Source organism: Ruegeria aquimaris (genome assembly GCF_025751555.1).
GTDB lineage: Bacteria > Pseudomonadota > Alphaproteobacteria > Rhodobacterales > Rhodobacteraceae > Ruegeria_B > Ruegeria_B aquimaris.
Window position 1 is genome coordinate 108334 of record NZ_JAOWLB010000011.1, and the last position, 17701, is coordinate 126034.

Below are 17701 nucleotides of genomic sequence, written 5' to 3' on the forward strand. Positions count from 1 at the left end.
GCCTCTCACACATTTCGGGAGTATGTCTTGATGCAGATCAAAGCAGATATGGGCGCAATTCTTCAATTAAGCGCCCAGTCTAATCCGTCTGGCGTGACATAAGAATCGCGCGGGGCAAGGCAAAGGGACGCAAAATGTCGAATTATATCAAGCTCATCGTGCTTGGTCTCATCGCGCTGTTCGCCGCGATGGGGATCAATTATGCGCGCGACGTGGCTTACATGGTGCATGCAGTGATCGTGCTGCTTGTCTCCGGTGGGCTTTTCATCTGGACTCTTCGTAACACCGGCGAGCCCGACATCCTGACCGACCGCTCGGGCGAGTACATGGATGGCGTGGTTCGTTACGGTGTCATCGCAACCGCATTCTGGGGCGTCGTCGGCTTTCTGGCCGGGACGTTTATTGCCTTTCAGCTCGCCTTTCCGGGCCTGAATTTTGAATGGGCCCAGGGTTATGCCAATTTCGGTCGCCTGCGTCCGCTGCACACCTCGGCGGTGATTTTCGCCTTTGGTGGCAACGCGCTGCTGGCCACCTCGTTCTACGTGGTCCAGCGCACCAGCGCTGCGCGGCTCTGGGGCGGTAACCTGGCGTGGTTCGTGTTCTGGGGCTATCAGCTGTTCATCGTTCTGGCGGCTACTGGCTATCTGTTGGGCGGTACCCAGTCGAAGGAATACGCCGAGCCGGAATGGTATGTTGACCTGTGGCTGACTGTGGTCTGGGTGGCCTATCTGGCCGTGTTCCTGGGCACGATCATCAAGCGCAAGGAACCCCATATCTATGTGGCCAACTGGTTCTATCTGAGCTTCATCGTTACTGTCGCCATGCTGCATGTGGTCAACAACATGACCATCCCGGTCAGCATCTGGGGCTCGAAATCGGTCATCGTCTGGCCGGGTGTGCAGGACGCCATGGTGCAGTGGTGGTACGGTCACAACGCCGTGGGCTTCTTCCTGACCGCGGGCTTCCTGGGCATGATGTACTATTTCATCCCGAAACAGGCCGAACGTCCGGTGTTCAGCTACAAGCTGTCGATCATCCACTTCTGGGCGCTGATCTTCATCTATATCTGGGCCGGTCCGCACCACCTGCACTATACCGCATTGCCTGACTGGGCCTCGACGCTGGGCATGGTGTTCTCGGTCGTGCTGTGGATGCCGTCCTGGGGTGGCATGATCAACGGTCTGATGACGCTCTCGGGCGCCTGGGACAAGCTGCGCACCGACCCGATCATCCGCATGATGGTGATCTCGGTCGGCTTCTACGGCATGTCGACCTTCGAAGGCCCGATGATGTCGATCCGCGCGGTGAACTCGCTGTCGCACTACACCGACTGGACCATCGGCCACGTACACTCGGGTGCGTTGGGCTGGAACGGCATGATCACCTTCGGCGCGCTTTACTTCCTGGTGCCGGTGTTGTGGAAGCGGGATCGCCTCTACTCGCTGAAACTGGTCAACGTGCACTTCTGGCTCGCCACCATCGGTATCGTGCTTTACGCGGCCTCGATGTGGGTGACCGGGATCATGGAAGGCCTGATGTGGCGTGAAGTGGATGCCAACGGCTTCCTGGTGAACTCGTTCGCCGACACCGTTGCCGCCAAGTTCCCGATGTACGTGGTGCGCGGTCTGGGCGGGGTCATGTTCCTCGCTGGTGCCGTGATCATGTGCTACAACCTGTGGATGACCGTTCGGAAGGCGCCGGCCAAAGAGGCCAGCCTGTCCGTCGCGGTCCCGGCTGAATAAGGAGGGCTGGAGCAATGGCAATTCTCGACAAACATAAGATCCTCGAGACCAACGCGACCCTCCTGCTGATCTTCAGCTTCCTGGTCGTGACCATCGGCGGCATCGTGCAGATCGCACCGCTTTTCTGGTTGGAAAACACCATCGAGAAGGTGGAGGGCATGCGTCCCTACACCCCTCTCGAAATGGCGGGGCGTGAAATCTACATCCGCGAAGGCTGCTATGTCTGCCACAGCCAGATGATCCGCCCGATGCGGGACGAGGTCGAACGCTATGGCCACTACTCGCTGGCGGCGGAGTCGATGTACGATCATCCGTTCCAGTGGGGCTCCAAGCGGACCGGGCCGGACCTGGCCCGCGTGGGCGGCCGCTATTCGGATGACTGGCATGTGGATCACATGCGGGACCCGCAATCGGTGGTGCCGGAATCGGTGATGCCCAAGTATGGCTATCTGGAACGCACCATGATCGATGGCAAGTACATCGGTGACATCATGGCCACCAACGCGATTGTCGGTGTGCCGTATACCGATGAGATGATCGAGGCCGCACAAGCCGATTTTGCCGCCCAGGCCGATCCCGACAGCGACTATGACGGGCTGCTGGAGCGTTATGGCGACAAGGTCAATGTGCGCAACTTCGACGGTCAGCCGGGTGTTTCCGAGGCCGATGCCCTGATCGCTTATCTGCAAATGCTGGGTACGTTGGTCGATTTCTCGACCTTCACGCCGGACGCGAGCCGCTGAGGAGGGGAATATGGAAGAGTATACCCTTCTGCGGCAGTTCGCGGACAGCTGGATGCTGTTGGCCCTGTTTGCCTTCTTTGTCGGTGTGATCATCTGGGTGTTCCGCCCAGGATCGAGCAAGACCTACGGCGACACGGCCAACATCCCGTTCCGGCATCAGGATAAACCCGCCACACATAAGGAGGCGCGGCAATGAGCAAGAAACCCGAAATGAAAAAGGGCGATCCGGAAACCACCGGCCACAGCTGGGACGGGATCGAAGAGTTCAACAACCCGCTGCCGCGCTGGTGGCTGTGGACCTTCTACCTCTGCATCGTCTGGGGCATCGGCTATACCATCGCCTATCCCGCCTGGCCGATGATCAACTCGGCCACCGCCGGGGTGATGGGCTGGTCGACCCGCGCCAATGTCGCGGCGGCGATCACCGACGTCGAAGAGGCGAATGCGCCGATCAACGCCAAGCTGGAAGCGGCCGAGCTGACGGCGATCGCCTCGGATCCGGAGTTGAACTCCTATGCCGTTTCGGCAGGGAGCGCTGTGTTCAAGACCTGGTGCGCCCAGTGCCACGGGTCGGGTGCTGCGGGTGCGGTGGGCTATCCCAACCTGCTGGACGACGACTGGCTCTGGGGCGGCTCGATCGAGGACATCCACCAGACCGTCACCGCCGGTATCCGCAACACGGAGAACGACGACGCCCGGTACTCCGAGATGCCGGCATTCGGTCGCGACGAACTGCTGGAAGCCGAGCAGATCGACCAGGTGGTCAATTATGTGATGTCGCTGTCGGGTGAACCGCAGGATGCCTCCAAGGTATCCGAGGGCGCCGTGGTGTTTGCGGACAACTGCGCATCTTGCCATGCCGAGGACGCTACCGGCGACCGCACGCAAGGTGCGCCCAACCTGTCGGATGCGATCTGGCTCTTTGGTGGTGACTATGCCGCGATTTCCGAGTCGGTGAACAACGCCCGGTTCGGCGTGATGCCTGCCTGGAACACCCGCCTGACCGAGGCGCAGATCCGCGCGGTCTCGGCCTATGTCCACCAGCTGGGTGGCGGCGAGTAACACGAGAATCCCTCCGGGCTGCGTTTGCGGCCCGGAGGGTGGCGTCGGCTGTTCGATCTGTTCGCGCGTTTCCTGAACAGCCGACGCCCTTAGTCTTAGTCCAAAAGCATCCGCCGACCAATCCGGTCGGCGTTCTTGTTCAGATCGTGGGTGGGGATGCGCAATGTCTTGGTGTCAAACACAATTTCGTGAAGAACGTTGAGAGACAGACGTCGGCAAACGCCGTTTTCTACCCAAAAGACTGCATGCGGCGTATCGACCGCTGCGCTTGCAGCATCAAAAGCTGCGCCACAGATACGCTTTTTGACCCATATCAAAGTGTGTGGCGCGCTCATCTGGAAGAAGTCGCGCTGTAGAATAGCCAAACCGGAGTGAGTCCGTGAGCGAGTCGACCCCAGAACCCAGTCTTTACGCCGCGCGAGAGCCGATCTTTCCCCGAAGAGTTTCCGGAAAGTTCCGCAATCTCAAATGGATCATCATGGCGATCACGCTGGGTATCTATTACGTGACCCCGTGGATTCGCTGGGACCGCGGCCCCAGCCTGCCGGATCAGGCCGTGCTGCTCGATATGGGCAATCGCCGGTTCTATTTCTTCTGGATCGAGATCTGGCCACACGAATTCTACTTTGTGGCGGGCCTGCTGATCATGGCCGGTCTGGGGCTGTTCCTGTTTACGTCCGCACTGGGCCGGGTCTGGTGCGGATACGCCTGCCCGCAGACCGTCTGGACTGATTTGTTCATACTGGTCGAACGCTGGATCGAGGGTGACCGAAACGCCCGTTTGCGTCTGCACCGGCAGCAGAAGCTGGATTTTCGCAAGGCGCGGTTGCGGCTGACCAAATGGACCGTCTGGTTGATGATCGGGCTTGCCACGGGCGGGGCCTGGATCTTCTATTTCGCCGACGCGCCCACATTGCTGCGCGATCTTGTGACGCTGAACGCGCATCCTATCGCCTACACGACGATGGCGGTGTTGAGTTTCACCACTTTCTTTTTCGGTGGCTTCGCGCGCGAGCAGATCTGCATCTATGCCTGTCCCTGGCCGCGAATTCAGGCGGCGATGATGGACGAGGATACCCTGACCGTCGGATACCGCGAATGGCGGGGCGAGCCGCGTGGCAAGGGCAAGCGGACCGCAGATTCGGAGCTGGGCGACTGCATCGACTGCATGGCTTGCGTCAACGTCTGCCCTGTGGGCATCGACATTCGTGATGGGCAGCAGTTGGAATGCATCACCTGCGCGCTTTGCATCGACGCCTGCGACGACATGATGGACAAGATCGGCAAGCCACGCGGGCTGATCGACTATATGGCGCTCAAAGACGAGCAGGCCGAACGCGCCGGAAACCCGCCCAAGAGCGTCTGGAAGCATATCCTGCGGCCGCGTACGATCATGTACACAAGCCTTTGGTCTCTGGTCGGGTTTGCGTTGCTGTTCGCGCTGTTCATCCGGTCCGATATCGACCTGACGGTGGCGCCGGTGCGCAATCCGACCTATGTCACTCTGTCCGACGGGTCGATCCGCAACACCTATGACGTGCGCCTGCGCAACAAACATGGCGAGGATCGGCGGTTCCGCCTTTCCGTGGCCGGAGATCAGACAATGCGGATCGAGCTGGAAGGCACGCCGTATGAATCCGTGATCGTTCCGGCTGACACGGCCCAGTTGCAGCGTGTATATATTGTTGCACCAAAAGATGCCGCGCCGTCGAACGCCGCCAGCACCGATGCGCGGATCTGGGTCGAGGACCTTGGCAATGGCGAGCGAGCCTACAAGGACACGACGTTCAACGGACGGGGGAACTGAGCATGAGCGAACGCAAGTTCACCGGAAAGCACGCTGCGGCTGTCTTCATCGGCGCCTTTGGCGTGATCATCGGGGTCAACATTCTGCTGGCCGTCAGTGCGGTCAAAACCTTTCCGGGATTGGAAGTTAAGAACTCTTACGTCGCCAGCCAGGAATTCAACACCCGGCTGCATGCGCAAGAGTCCTTGGGCTGGTCCGTGCGTGCCGATGCCTTGGGTGGTCTTGTCACCCTCTCGATCACCGATCAGGCGGGCCAGCCGGTCGAGGTGGCCGAGCTGAAGGCGGTGCTGGGCCGTGCGACCCACGTCAAGGAAGATATCGAACCCGCCTTCACCTTTGACGGCACGGCCTATGTGGCCAAGGCCGAATTGGGTGACGGCAACTGGAACATTCGCATGGTGGCGCGCGCCGAAGATGGTACCGAGTTCACACAACGCGTCGTTCTGCATGTGAAAGGGTGATAGCGTGACCGCGCAGCTTCGCCCTTCGCTTGCGGCCTGCCCGGCTTGCGTGGCAGCTCCGGTGGAACCGGCCAAACCGGTACCCGAGGATGTCCAGATCGCATTGTCCCTGCCGGGCATTCATTGTTCGGCCTGTATCTCGACGGTTGAGCGCGCCTTGCAGGCGCATCAGGGGGTCGAGGATGCACGGGTGAACCTGACGCTGAAACGCGCCCTGATCAAGGCCGCGCCCGATGTGCGCGCGGCCGACCTGATCCCGGTGCTGGAACGTGCCGGATACGAGGCGCATGAACTGGACGCGGGCGCGTTGAGCGCGACCCAGACGGATCGGGCCGGTCGTGACCTGCTGATGCGCTTGGCGGTTGCCGGCTTTGCCTCGATGAACGTCATGCTGCTGTCGGTGTCGGTCTGGTCTGGCGCGTCGGATGCGACGCGCGATATGTTCCACTGGATTTCAGCAGCCATCGCGATGCCGGCCATCGCGTTTTCGGCGCAGCCGTTTTTTATCAGCGCCTGGAGCGCGCTGAAGGTCAAGCGCCTGAACATGGACGTACCCATCGTACTGGCCATCGTGCTGGCGCTGGTGACATCACTATGGGAAACCTCGCTGTCGGGCGAACACGCCTATTTCGACGCGGCGCTGACGCTGACCTTTTTCCTGCTGGCGGGGCGCTACCTCGATTACCGGACAAGGGCGGTGGCGCGATCCGCCGCCGAGGAACTGGCTGCGCTCGAAGTGCCCCGCGCGATCCGGCTGGAGGATGGACGCGAGACCGAAGTGCCGGTGGCGCAACTGGCGGTTGGGGATCTGATCCTGGTGCGCCCGGGCGGGCGGATGCCGGTCGACGGTGAAATCGTCGAAGGCCGCTCGGAACTCGATCGGTCGTTGCTGACGGGCGAGACGTTGCCTGTCTTTGCCGAGCCCGGGCTTGCGGTCAGTGCCGGCGAGGTCAACCTTACCGGGCCGCTGGTGATCCGTGCCAGTGCCGTGGGGCAGGAGACGTCTCTGCACCGCATGGCGGATCTGGTCGCCATCGCCGAAAGCGGGCGGTCGCGCTATACCTCGCTGGCTGACAGCGCGGCGAAACTTTATGCGCCGGGAGTTCACATCTTGTCGGCGCTCAGTTTTCTGGGCTGGCTTGTGTATTCTGGCGATGTGCGCACCGCGCTGAACATCGCCGCGGCCGTTCTGATTATCACCTGCCCTTGCGCGCTGGGCCTTGCGGTGCCGGCGGTGACCACTGCCGCGTCGGGGCGGTTGTTTAAGAAGGGCATGCTGATCAAGCATGCAACCGCGCTGGAACGACTGGCCGAGGTCGATACAGTGGTGTTTGACAAGACCGGTACGCTGACTGCGGGCACGCCGGAACTGATCAATCTGGATGACATCGCAGGCGAGGATCTGTCGATCGCGCTGGCCCTGGCACAGGCATCCTCGCATCCGCTGTCGGTATCACTGACCCGCGCGGCGCGCGCTGTCGGAGCCGAACCGGCGGCGGTCGAGGATGTGAGCGAGGTTCCGGGCTATGGCACCGAAGGTGTCTGGCAGGGCAAGCGCGTGCGCCTTGGCCGCGCGGCCTGGGTCGGTGCAACGCATGGCGGGCAGACATCGGCCTGGTTGGCCGTGGGCGATCAGGCGCCCGTTGGCTTTCTGTTCACGGACGCGCTGCGCCCGGGGGCCGAGGAAACGGTTGCAGCGCTGAAGGCGTCGGGCAAGCAGGTCATGCTGATCTCGGGCGATACCACCGGCGCGGTCGAGGCGCTGGCAAACCGTCTGGGCATTGCCAATTGGATGGCCGAGGCACTGCCACAGGACAAGGTGGCGCGGGTGCAGGCACTGGCCGGGCAGGGCAAGCGCATCCTGATGGTGGGCGACGGGTTGAACGATACCGCCGCCCTGGCTGCCGCCCATGTCTCGATCTCGCCCGCCTCGGCGCTGGATGCGGCGCGGGTTGCCTCTGACATCGTATTGCTGGGCACCGATCTGAGCCCGATTGCCGGGGCCTGCGACACAGCCAAGAAGGCGACCCGGCGCATTCGCGAGAATTTCCAGATCGCGACCGTCTACAACGTGATCGCGGTGCCCCTGGCCGTTGTCGGCCTGTGTTCGCCGCTGATTGCGGCCTTGGCCATGTCGACCTCCTCCATTACCGTATCTCTGAACGCGCTGCGCCTGAGGTGAGCCTATGGAAGTCCTGTCCTATCTGATTCCAATCTCCCTGATCCTGGGCGCGGTCGGGCTGCTGGCCTTTGTCTATACCGTGCGGTCCAACCAGTATGACGATCCCGAAGGCGACGCCCGCCGCATCCTGTCGAATGACTGGGACGACCGGCCGAAGCCTTGACGCCTTGCCGGTTTGCGCCAGACTGACGGGGACAGGGGAGAGTCAGAATGGAGATATTCGCAAGCGGCAGTCGTCCGACCCGGCGCGCGAACGAGGAGTGGTTCACCGGAACGGTCTGGCAGGACCCGGTGATCGAAGCACCGGAACCGGCGCGCGTGCGCGCCTTGCGTGTGGGGTTCGAGCCGGGGGCGAGGACGGCCTGGCATACTCATCCGCTGGGTCAGACGCTGCATGTGCTGTCCGGCGTGGGACTGGTCGGCACCCGTAATGCCGCGCCACGCCTGATCCGCGCCGGCGACACGGTCTGGATCCCGCCGGGCGAGGAACACTGGCACGGGGCCGCGCCCTATACCGGCATGGTCCATCTGGCCATTCAAGAGGCGGAGAATGGGCAGGTGGCCAACTGGCTGGAAAAGGTCGCCGATGCCGACTATCTGACGGCACCGGCCTGAACCGGTGTCGGACAAGTTGAACCGGCCTTGAATTTGGCCCTCGGTCCGGCTATGTGCCCATAGTCCGCAAGCAGAGAGAAGTCAGGCAGATGGCCACCAGCAACCCGATCCAGTTCATCCAGCAGGTCCGCGCAGAAGTATCCAAAGTTGTCTGGCCGACCCGCCGCGAGGTTCTGCTGACCACGGTCATGGTCTTTATCATGGCAGCCCTGACAGCCGTTTTCTTTGCCTTGGTCGATCTGTCGATCCGGGGCGGTTTGCAGCTGCTACTGGGGATGTTCAACTGACCCGCTACGGGCCGGGTGGACAATCCGGTCTTGCACATCGGCGGTTCAGGGGCTAGTTCACGCGGAACCTTTGGGATGGGCGTGCGGCGATTCGAGCTGCGCGCCGCTTTTTGTTCCGGAGAGCGCGGCTTCGCTGCGGCAGAAATCGACACATTCGCCAGGGCGCTTGAGCGACCTGGCAAAACAAGACAAGGACGACAGGTTCATGGCGAAACGGTGGTACTCGGTCAGCGTTCTTTCGAACTTCGAAAAGAAGGTCGCAGAGCAGATCCGTTCCTCGGTCGCCGAGAATGGCCTTGAGGATCAGATCGACGAAGTGCTGGTGCCTACCGAAGAGGTCATCGAGGTGCGCCGGGGCAAGAAGGTCACGACCGAGCGCCGTTTCATGCCCGGTTATGTTCTGGTGCACATGGAAATGTCCGATCGGGGCTATCACCTGATCAACTCGATCAACCGGGTCACCGGTTTCCTGGGCCCGCAGGGCCGCCCGATGCCGATGCGCGATGCCGAGGTCAACCAGATACTCAACCGCGTGCAGGAAGGTGAAGAGGCGCCGCGCACCCTGATCTCGTTCGAGATCGGCGAGCGGGTCAAGGTCAACGACGGTCCGTTCGAAGGTTTCGACGGCATGGTCGAGGGCGTGGACGACGACAGCCAGAAACTGCGCGTGTCGGTGTCGATCTTTGGCCGGGAAACCCCGGTCGAACTGGATTTCACCCAGGTCGCCAAACAGGCCTGAGGTGAATGCAATGTGGGAGGTTCGGGGTGACGCGTCATCCTGTGCCGGACCACACAACATGAGAACCCGAGGGGCGCGCCCCGAAGGTGTTGAAAAAGGAGAAGGCCAATGGCCAAGAAACTGATCGGCACGCTGAAGCTTCAGGTGCCCGCAGGCAAGGCGAACCCGTCGCCGCCAGTTGGTCCGGCGCTGGGTCAGCGCGGCATCAACATCATGGAATTCTGCAAGGCGTTCAACGCCAAGACCGCAGACATGGAAGTGGGCGCACCCTGCCCGACCGTGATTTCCTATTACCAGGACAAATCCTTCACCATGGAAATCAAGACGCCGCCCGCGTCCTATTTCCTGAAGAAGGCCGCCAAGATCCAGTCGGGTTCCAAGACCCCCTCGCGCGCAACCGCCGGCACCGTCACCGTTGCGCAGGTGCGTGAGATCGCAGAGGCAAAGATGAAGGATCTGAACGCCAACGACATCGATGGCGCAATGCAGATCATCCTGGGCTCGGCCCGGTCCATGGGCATCGAGGTGAAGTAAGATGGCAAAGCTTGGAAAACGCACCCGCGCAGCCCGCGAAACTTTTGCCGGCAAGGAAAACCTGTCGGTCGAAGAAGCTGTCGCCCTGATCAAGTCGTCGGCCTCGGCCAAGTTCGACGAGACCGTCGAGATCGCGATGAACCTGGGCGTTGATCCGCGTCACGCGGACCAGATGGTCCGTGGTGTTGTCGGCCTGCCGAACGGTACCGGCAAGACCGTGCGCGTCGCCGTCTTTGCCCGTGGCCCCAAGGCCGACGAGGCACAGGCCGCTGGTGCGGACATCGTTGGCGCCGAGGACCTGATGGAGACCATCCAGTCCGGCAAGATCGAGTTCGACCGCTGCATCGCGACCCCGGACATGATGCCGGTTGTCGGCCGTCTGGGTAAGATCCTCGGCCCGCGCAACCTGATGCCGAACCCCAAGGTTGGCACCGTGACCATGGATGTCGCCCAGGCCGTGCAGAACGCCAAGGGCGGTGAAGTGCAGTTCAAGGCCGAAAAGGCCGGTGTCATCCATGCAGGCGTCGGCAAGGTGTCGTTCGACGAGGCCAAGCTGGTCGAAAACGTCCGCGCCTTTGTGGATGCCGTGGCCAAGGCCAAGCCGACCGGTGCAAAGGGCACCTATCTGAAAAAGATCGCGCTCAGCTCGACCATGGGTCCGGGCGTGTCGGTTGACGTGGCAAGCGCCTCGGGTAACTAAGAGACAACGGGCGACGACCTCGGTCGTGGCTTGATCATTGAACCCGGCACCGCTAGCGGCGGTGCCGGGTTTTTCTTTTTTGCAACCTGCTCTGCCGATACTGTGCTGATGCCCAACGCCGTTTTGACTTGACTGCGGCCTTCGGTGTACGGTCGCCGCGAAAAAACGTCCAGCGATGACAGAGGCGGGCAGCAATGACAAAAAGGTGTGAGGCATGACCTCGCAATGGCGCGTGGGCGCCATCCTTAACGAGCCGCTCGTCGATACGTTGCGGTTTGCAGCGTGGTATCTCGAGGCGGGCGCGTCGGGTCTTACTTTGCTGTTCGACAACCCGGATGATCCTGCGCAGGAGGTGCTTGCCAACCATCCCTCGGTGACCTGTATCCCGTGTACCGCCGAATTCTGGGCCGATCTGGGACTGACGCCCGACACACGTTTTACCAAGCGGCAGAACATGGCGCTGAGCTGGGTCTATAGGTCAATGCCGGACGGATGGCTGCTGAATGTCGATGCGGACGAGTTCCTGTATGTCAACGACGGGACAATATCCGACTTTCTGGCTGCCATGCCCGAGGCAACAGAGGCGGTTCGGGTGGAAACCGCGGAAATTGTTGCGGCCCCGGCGGGACTGTCGGGCAATGTCTATCGCCTGCCGATGGAGCGGGATGTTGCCCGCCGGGTCTATGGCGACAGCGCGGCATTGTTCGGCCCCCGCAGAAAGGGGTTGATTGGTCATCCGCAAGGGAAATCCTTTGTCCGCTGCGGTCTGCCGGGCGTCAGCCTGCGTCAGCATTGGGCGCAGCGCGCCGATGGCAGCGAGATCGCCGAGCGATACGTGCCGGTTCGCGAGGGCGCGGCACTGCTTCATCACATCGGGCTGGACTATGACGTCTGGCGGGCCAAGCTTGAATGGCGGCTCGCCTCCAGTGGGTTTACCGTGCCCCTGACCGAGCGGATCCGCGAGATGCTCGACCTACCCGACGCCGAGGAGCAGCTGCGGGCCCTGCATTCCGATCTGCACGGAGTTGATGCCGAACGACTGGACCGGTTGCGTGCGGAAGGCGTGAGCCTTGAGCTCGCTATTGATCTCGACGGAACTGCGGCCCGTCGTTTCGAAGTGGGGTATCCAGCGGCCTGATCGCGCCGATCGGTCGTTTTACCTCTTGGAAACCCCGCCGCTCTGCCCTAAGTAAGGCTTCGATGTAAAGCGTGCGATTCGTCGTGCGCTTTATTTCGTTTCGTCCAAGACGGTGGGTGGCCGCATTCGTGGTCTTAATTTCCTGCCTGAGACGGGAAGGACCAAAGAGATCGAGGGCTCGACCCTCGGGCGATTATTTGGCTCAGCCCCGTAATGCGGACATGAACGCCGGGTGCGAGCCCGGCAAATATGAGCCGGGACGCCTCAACGTCCCAAACTTGGAGAGAACTGTGGATAGAGCCCAGAAAGAGAAAGTGGTCGAGGAACTCGGCCAGATCTTCGAAAGCTCTGGCGTCGTGGTGGTTGCTCACTACGCCGGTCTGACAGTTGCCGAGATGCAGGACCTGCGCGCGCGTGCACGCGAAGTGGGTGGGTCCGTGCGTGTTGCCAAGAACAGGCTCGCCAAAATCGCCCTTGAGGGAAAGCCGTGTGCAAGCATGGCCGACCTGCTGACGGGTATGACCGTTCTGACCTATTCCGAGGACCCCGTGGCAGCAGCCAAGGTGGCCGAGGGCTTCGCCAAGGATAACAAGAAGTTTGAGATCCTCGGCGGTGCAATGGGCGGAGCGGCTCTGGACCGTGCTGGCGTCGAAGCCGTGTCGAAAATGCCGTCGCGCGAAGAGCTTATCGCTCAGATCGTGTCGTGCATCGGCGCACCCGCTTCGAACATCGCTGGCGCGATTGGCGCACCTGCAAGCAACATCGCTGGCATCCTTTCCACCATCATCGAGAAGGCGGAAGCTGCGTAAGCGGTTGGCACTGAATGATCTGCGTGGGGCATGTGCCCCGACGTTGGAACACACACACTGTAAACGGAAAGAGCTGATAAAATGGCTGATCTGAAAGCACTCGCAGAAAGCATCGTGGGTCTGACCCTGCTGGAAGCACAGGAACTGAAAAACATCCTGAAGGACGAATACGGCATCGAGCCCGCAGCTGGCGGCGCCGTGATGATGGCAGCAGCAGGCGGCGACGCCGGCGGCGCAGCTGCCGAAGAAGAAAAGACCGAATTCGACGTCGTTCTGAAGAACGCCGGCGCTTCGAAGATCAACGTGATCAAAGAAGTTCGCGGCATCACCGGTCTGGGCCTGAAAGAAGCCAAGGACCTGGTCGAAGCCGGCGGCAAGATCAAGGAAGGCATTGCAAAGGCAGAAGCAGAAGAGATCAAGGCCAAGCTGGAAGCAGCCGGCGCCGAGGTCGAACTGGCCTAAGCACTGTTACAGGTGCGTCGCAGACGCATCGTAGTATTGGCTGGGCCCGGAAAACTCCGGGTCCAGCCGAACCTGTCTTAGAAAGGGCCTCTGGCAGAGGGGCGTTTTCTAAGACGCGGTTCGAGCATCGGGAGGCCGCCACTCGGGACGGTGGCCATGAATTGATCCGAACGTGTCGTCTCGAATGGTCAAGGCGCCGGGGCCCGGCGGCGCCCTTGACCGGTGAGAAAATGAAAAGGTGACATCTGACATGGCTCAATCGTTCCTTGGCCAGAAACGTCTTCGCAAGTATTACGGCAAGATCCGCGAAGTGCTGGAAATGCCGAACCTCATCGAGGTCCAGAAATCCTCCTACGACCTGTTCCTGAACTCCGGCGACGGCGCCAAGCCCGCCGATGGCGAAGGCATCATGGGCGTGTTCCAGTCGGTCTTTCCGATCAAGGACTTTAACGAGACCAGTGTTCTGGAATTTGTCAAATACGAGCTGGAAAAGCCGAAGTACGACGTCGAGGAGTGCATGCAGCGCGACATGACCTATAGCGCGCCGCTGAAGGTCACCCTGCGCCTGATCGTGTTCGATGTCGACGAGGATACCGGCGGCAAGAGCGTGAAGGACATCAAGGAGCAGGACGTGTTCATGGGCGACATGCCGCTCATGACGCCCAACGGCACGTTTATCGTGAACGGGACCGAGCGGGTGATCGTGTCCCAGATGCACCGTTCGCCGGGCGTGTTCTTCGACCATGACAAGGGCAAGACCCATTCCTCGGGCAAACTGCTGTTCGCCTGCCGCATCATCCCGTATCGCGGCTCGTGGCTGGACTTCGAGTTTGACGCCAAGGACATCGTGTTCGCCCGCATCGACCGTCGCCGCAAGCTGCCGGTGACGACGCTGCTCTATGCGCTGGGTCTCGATCAGGAAGGCATCATGGATGCCTATTACAAGACCATCTCCTTCAAGCTGGAGAAGAAGAAGGGCTGGGTCACGCCCTTCTTCCCCGACCGTGTGCGCGGCACCCGCCCGACCTATGATCTGGTCGATGCCGGAACGGGCGAGGTGATTGCCGAGGCCGGCAAGAAGATCACTCCGCGCGCGGTGAAGAAGCTGATCGAGGAGGGCACCGTCAAGAGCCTGCTGGTTCCGTTCGGGCACATCGTCGGCAAGTTCGTGGCCAAGGATATCATCAACGAGGAAACCGGCGCGATCTATGTCGAGGCTGGCGACGAGCTGACCCTGGAATACGACAAGGACGGCGATCTGGTCGGTGGTACCGTCAAGGAACTGCTGGATGCGGGTATCACCGATATCCCGGTTCTGGACATCGACAACATCAACGTCGGTCCCTACATCCGCAATACCATGGCGCAGGACAAGAACATGAACCGGGAAACCGCGCTCATGGATATCTATCGCGTCATGCGTCCGGGTGAGCCGCCCACCGTCGAGGCCGCCTCGGCCATGTTCGACACCCTGTTCTTTGACAGCGAGCGCTATGACCTGTCGGCCGTTGGTCGGGTCAAGATGAACATGCGTCTCGACCTTGATGCCGCCGACACCCAGCGCACCTTGCGCCGCGAAGACATTATCGCCTGCATCGGCGCCCTTGTCGAACTGCGCGACGGCAAGGGCGATATCGACGATATCGACCACCTGGGCAACCGTCGGGTGCGCTCGGTCGGCGAGTTGATGGAAAACCAGTACCGTGTGGGCCTTCTGCGTATGGAGCGGGCGATCAAGGAGCGCATGTCCTCGGTCGAGATCGACACCGTCATGCCGCAGGACCTGATCAACGCGAAACCGGCAGCTGCTGCGGTGCGCGAATTCTTCGGCTCTTCGCAGCTCAGCCAGTTCATGGACCAGACCAACCCGCTGTCCGAAGTCACCCACAAGCGCCGCCTGTCGGCACTTGGGCCGGGCGGTCTGACCCGCGAGCGTGCTGGTTTCGAGGTGCGCGACGTGCACCCGACTCACTATGGCCGGATGTGCCCGATTGAAACGCCCGAAGGTCCGAACATCGGTCTGATCAACTCGCTGGCCACCTTTGCCCGCGTCAACAAGTACGGCTTCATCGAGACCCCGTATCGCGTCGTCAATGACGGACAGGTCACCGACGAGGTGCACTATATGTCCGCGACCGAGGAAATGCGTCACACGGTGGCACAGGCCAACGCGACGCTGGACGAGAACGGCAGGTTCGTGAACGAACTGGTCAACACCCGTCAGGCTGGCGATTATACCCTGGCCCCGGTTGAAAACGTGGACCTGATCGACGTATCGCCAAAACAGCTGGTTTCTGTTGCGGCCTCGCTGATCCCGTTCCTGGAAAACGACGACGCCAACCGCGCTCTGATGGGCTCGAACATGCAGCGTCAGGCGGTTCCGCTCCTGCGGGCCGAGGCGCCGCTGGTCGGCACCGGGATCGAGGCCAAGGTCGCCATCGACTCGGGCGCGGCCATTCAGGCAAAACGTGCCGGTATCATCGACCAGGTCGATGCGCAGCGGATCGTGATCCGGGCCACCGAGGATCTGGAACTGGGCGATGCGGGCGTCGACATCTACCGCATGCGCAAGTTCCAGCGCTCAAACCAGAACACCTGCATCAACCAGCGTCCGCTGGTCAAGGTGGGTGACATGGTGTCCAAGGGTGAAGTGATTGCAGACGGCCCGTCGACCGACATGGGCGAACTGGCCCTGGGCAAGAACGTGGTCGTGGCCTTCATGCCGTGGAACGGTTACAACTACGAGGACTCGATCCTGATCTCCGAGCGCATCGCGCGTGATGACGTCTTTACCTCGATCCATATCGAGGAATTCGAGGTCGCCGCCCGTGACACCAAGCTTGGGCCGGAAGAGATCACCCGCGACATCCCGAACGTCGGCGAGGAAGCGCTGCGCAACCTCGACGAGGCGGGCATCGTCTATATCGGTGCCGAAGTGCAGCCGGGCGACATTCTGGTGGGCAAGATCACGCCCAAGGGCGAAAGCCCGATGACGCCGGAAGAAAAACTGCTGCGCGCCATCTTTGGCGAGAAGGCATCGGATGTGCGCGATACGTCGCTGCGGGTAAAGCCGGGTGACTACGGTACCGTGGTCGAGGTCCGGGTCTTCAACCGCCACGGCGTCGACAAGGACGAACGTGCGCTTCAGATCGAGCGCGAGGAAGTCGAACGTCTGGCCCGTGACCGGGACGACGAGCTGGCGATCCTGGACCGCAATATCTATGCGCGTCTGAAATCGCTGATCATGGGCAAGGTCGCGGTCAAGGGTCCCAAGGGCATCAAGCCGGGTTCCGAGATCACCGAGGACCTGCTGGAAACCCTGACCCGTGGTCAGTGGTGGCAGCTGGCCCTGGAGAACGAGGAAGACGCCAAGATCGTCGAGGCCCTGAACGAGCAGTACGAGCTGCAAAAGCGTGCTCTGGATGCCCGGTTCGAGGACAAGGTCGAGAAGGTCCGCCGCGGCGACGACCTGCCGCCGGGTGTGATGAAGATGGTCAAAGTCTTCATCGCGGTGAAGCGCAAGCTGCAACCGGGCGACAAGATGGCCGGCCGTCACGGCAACAAGGGTGTGATTTCGAAAGTGGTACCGATGGAGGACATGCCGTTCCTCGCGGATGGTACTCCGGTAGACTTCTGTCTCAACCCGCTGGGTGTGCCGTCGCGGATGAACGTCGGTCAGATCCTGGAAACCCATATGGGTTGGGCCGCACGCGGCCTGGGTCTGCGGATCGACGATGCGCTGCAAGAGTATCGCCGGTCGGGTGACCTGACCCCGGTGCGCGACGCGATGCGCCACGCCTATGGCGAGGACGTGTACGAAGAGGGCATCTCGGGCCTGGACGCCGACGCGCTGGTCGAAGCTGCGGGCAATGTCACCCGCGGTGTGCCGATCGCGACGCCGGTGTTCGACGGCGCGAAAGAGGCTGACGTCAACGACGCGCTGACACGCGCCGGGTTTGACACCAGCGGCCAGAGCATCCTGTTCGACGGCCGCACCGGCGAGCAGTTCGCGCGTCCGGTCACCGTGGGCATCAAGTACCTGCTCAAGCTGCACCACCTGGTCGACGACAAGATCCACGCGCGTTCGACCGGACCGTACAGCCTGGTGACCCAGCAGCCGTTGGGCGGCAAGGCGCAGTTCGGTGGTCAGCGCTTCGGGGAGATGGAAGTCTGGGCTCTGGAAGCCTATGGCGCCGCCTATACCCTGCAAGAGATGCTGACGGTGAAGTCGGATGACGTGGCAGGCCGTACCAAGGTCTATGAATCGATCGTCAAGGGCGAGGATAACTTCGAAGCGGGCATTCCCGAGAGCTTTAATGTTCTCGTCAAGGAAGTCCGCGGCCTCGGCCTGAACATGGAACTCCTGGATGCGGAGGTGGACGAGTAAGGGCCGCGCGCCCTTACCCCATCATCCCTTCCG

19 protein-coding genes are annotated in these 17701 nt (G+C 61.6%); 17 read left to right on the forward strand and 2 right to left on the reverse strand.

The features are described from left to right. The first annotated feature begins 134 nt into the window (after nucleotides 1-134). The 4 genes from ccoN to ccoP are packed head-to-tail and all read left to right on the forward strand — an operon-like array spanning nucleotide 135 to nucleotide 3547. A complete protein-coding gene (gene ccoN / locus OE747_RS15365; RefSeq protein WP_263829450.1) occupies nucleotides 135-1742 on the forward strand; it encodes a cytochrome-c oxidase, cbb3-type subunit I in 1608 nt (535 codons plus the stop codon). Between the two features lie 14 nt (nucleotides 1743-1756). Then, nucleotides 1757-2485, forward strand: coding sequence for a cytochrome-c oxidase, cbb3-type subunit II (gene ccoO, locus OE747_RS15370; protein WP_263829451.1), 729 nt, complete (start codon nucleotides 1757-1759; stop codon nucleotides 2483-2485). A 10-nt stretch (nucleotides 2486-2495) separates the two neighbouring features. Beyond that, entirely contained in the window at nucleotides 2496-2681 is a 186-nt protein-coding gene (locus OE747_RS15375; protein WP_263829452.1) for a cbb3-type cytochrome c oxidase subunit 3, read from the forward strand. After that, nucleotides 2678-3547: a cytochrome-c oxidase, cbb3-type subunit III gene (ccoP, locus tag OE747_RS15380; protein WP_263829453.1), complete on the forward strand. Its 870-nt coding sequence runs from the start codon at nucleotides 2678-2680 to the stop codon at nucleotides 3545-3547. Before OE747_RS15375 ends, ccoP begins: the two co-directional genes overlap by 4 nt. 95 nt (nucleotides 3548-3642) lie before the next feature. On the opposite strand, the gene OE747_RS15385 is transcribed toward ccoP, so the two are convergent. Further along, nucleotides 3643-3882: a hypothetical protein gene (locus OE747_RS15385; RefSeq protein ID WP_263829454.1), complete on the reverse strand. Its 240-nt coding sequence runs from the start codon at nucleotides 3880-3882 to the stop codon at nucleotides 3643-3645. A gap of 44 nt (nucleotides 3883-3926) precedes the next feature. On the opposite strand from OE747_RS15385, the gene ccoG reads away from it, so the two are divergent. From ccoG to secE, 6 genes are all read left to right on the forward strand, one after another. Then, nucleotides 3927-5354 (forward strand): cytochrome c oxidase accessory protein CcoG, encoded by a 1428-nt coding sequence (gene ccoG / locus OE747_RS15390; RefSeq protein WP_263829455.1) that lies wholly within the window; start codon nucleotides 3927-3929, stop codon nucleotides 5352-5354. A gap of 2 nt (nucleotides 5355-5356) precedes the next feature. Continuing rightward, the gene (locus OE747_RS15395) at nucleotides 5357-5815 is read left to right on the forward strand and encodes a FixH family protein (RefSeq protein WP_263829456.1); all 459 of its coding nucleotides are present in this window, start codon (nucleotides 5357-5359) and stop codon (nucleotides 5813-5815) included. Nucleotides 5816-5819: 4 nt separating this feature from the next. Next, entirely contained in the window at nucleotides 5820-7997 is a 2178-nt protein-coding gene (locus tag OE747_RS15400; protein ID WP_263829457.1) for a heavy metal translocating P-type ATPase, read from the forward strand. 4 nt (nucleotides 7998-8001) lie between these two features. Further along, the gene (gene ccoS, locus OE747_RS15405; protein ID WP_263829458.1) at nucleotides 8002-8160 is read left to right on the forward strand and encodes a cbb3-type cytochrome oxidase assembly protein CcoS; all 159 of its coding nucleotides are present in this window, start codon (nucleotides 8002-8004) and stop codon (nucleotides 8158-8160) included. 47 nt (nucleotides 8161-8207) lie between these two features. Beyond that, nucleotides 8208-8612, forward strand: a complete 405-nt coding sequence (locus tag OE747_RS15410) for a (R)-mandelonitrile lyase (protein ID WP_263829459.1) — start codon at nucleotides 8208-8210, stop codon at nucleotides 8610-8612. 89 nt (nucleotides 8613-8701) lie between these two features. Continuing rightward, nucleotides 8702-8899: a preprotein translocase subunit SecE gene (secE, locus tag OE747_RS15415; protein ID WP_164131685.1), complete on the forward strand. Its 198-nt coding sequence runs from the start codon at nucleotides 8702-8704 to the stop codon at nucleotides 8897-8899. A gap of 57 nt (nucleotides 8900-8956) precedes the next feature. Here the strand turns inward: secE and OE747_RS15420 are convergent, their stop codons facing one another. Next, entirely contained in the window at nucleotides 8957-9106 is a 150-nt protein-coding gene (locus OE747_RS15420; protein WP_263829460.1) for a hypothetical protein, read from the reverse strand. On the opposite strand from OE747_RS15420, the gene nusG reads away from it, so the two are divergent. From nusG to rpoB, 7 genes are all read left to right on the forward strand, one after another. Beyond that, nucleotides 9105-9638 carry a transcription termination/antitermination protein NusG gene (nusG, locus tag OE747_RS15425; RefSeq protein WP_164131686.1) on the forward strand — a complete coding sequence of 178 codons (534 nt, stop codon included), beginning with the start codon at nucleotides 9105-9107 and terminating at the stop codon, nucleotides 9636-9638. The two genes, OE747_RS15420 and nusG, sit on opposite strands and share 2 nt — an antisense overlap. 108 nt (nucleotides 9639-9746) lie before the next feature. After that, nucleotides 9747-10172: a 50S ribosomal protein L11 gene (gene rplK / locus OE747_RS15430; protein WP_093034661.1), complete on the forward strand. Its 426-nt coding sequence runs from the start codon at nucleotides 9747-9749 to the stop codon at nucleotides 10170-10172. Nucleotide 10173: 1 nt separating this feature from the next. After that, nucleotides 10174-10872: a 50S ribosomal protein L1 gene (rplA, locus tag OE747_RS15435; protein WP_263829461.1), complete on the forward strand. Its 699-nt coding sequence runs from the start codon at nucleotides 10174-10176 to the stop codon at nucleotides 10870-10872. 214 nt (nucleotides 10873-11086) lie between these two features. Continuing rightward, nucleotides 11087-12010, forward strand: a complete 924-nt coding sequence (locus OE747_RS15440; RefSeq protein ID WP_263829462.1) for a glycosyltransferase family 2 protein — start codon at nucleotides 11087-11089, stop codon at nucleotides 12008-12010. Between the two features lie 290 nt (nucleotides 12011-12300). Continuing rightward, nucleotides 12301-12819: a 50S ribosomal protein L10 gene (rplJ, locus tag OE747_RS15445; protein WP_263829463.1), complete on the forward strand. Its 519-nt coding sequence runs from the start codon at nucleotides 12301-12303 to the stop codon at nucleotides 12817-12819. A gap of 81 nt (nucleotides 12820-12900) precedes the next feature. Next, a complete protein-coding gene (gene rplL / locus OE747_RS15450; RefSeq protein ID WP_263829464.1) occupies nucleotides 12901-13281 on the forward strand; it encodes a 50S ribosomal protein L7/L12 in 381 nt (126 codons plus the stop codon). A gap of 250 nt (nucleotides 13282-13531) precedes the next feature. Then, the gene (gene rpoB, locus OE747_RS15455) at nucleotides 13532-17668 is read left to right on the forward strand and encodes a DNA-directed RNA polymerase subunit beta (RefSeq protein WP_263829465.1); all 4137 of its coding nucleotides are present in this window, start codon (nucleotides 13532-13534) and stop codon (nucleotides 17666-17668) included. Nucleotides 17669-17701 lie beyond the last annotated feature (33 nt).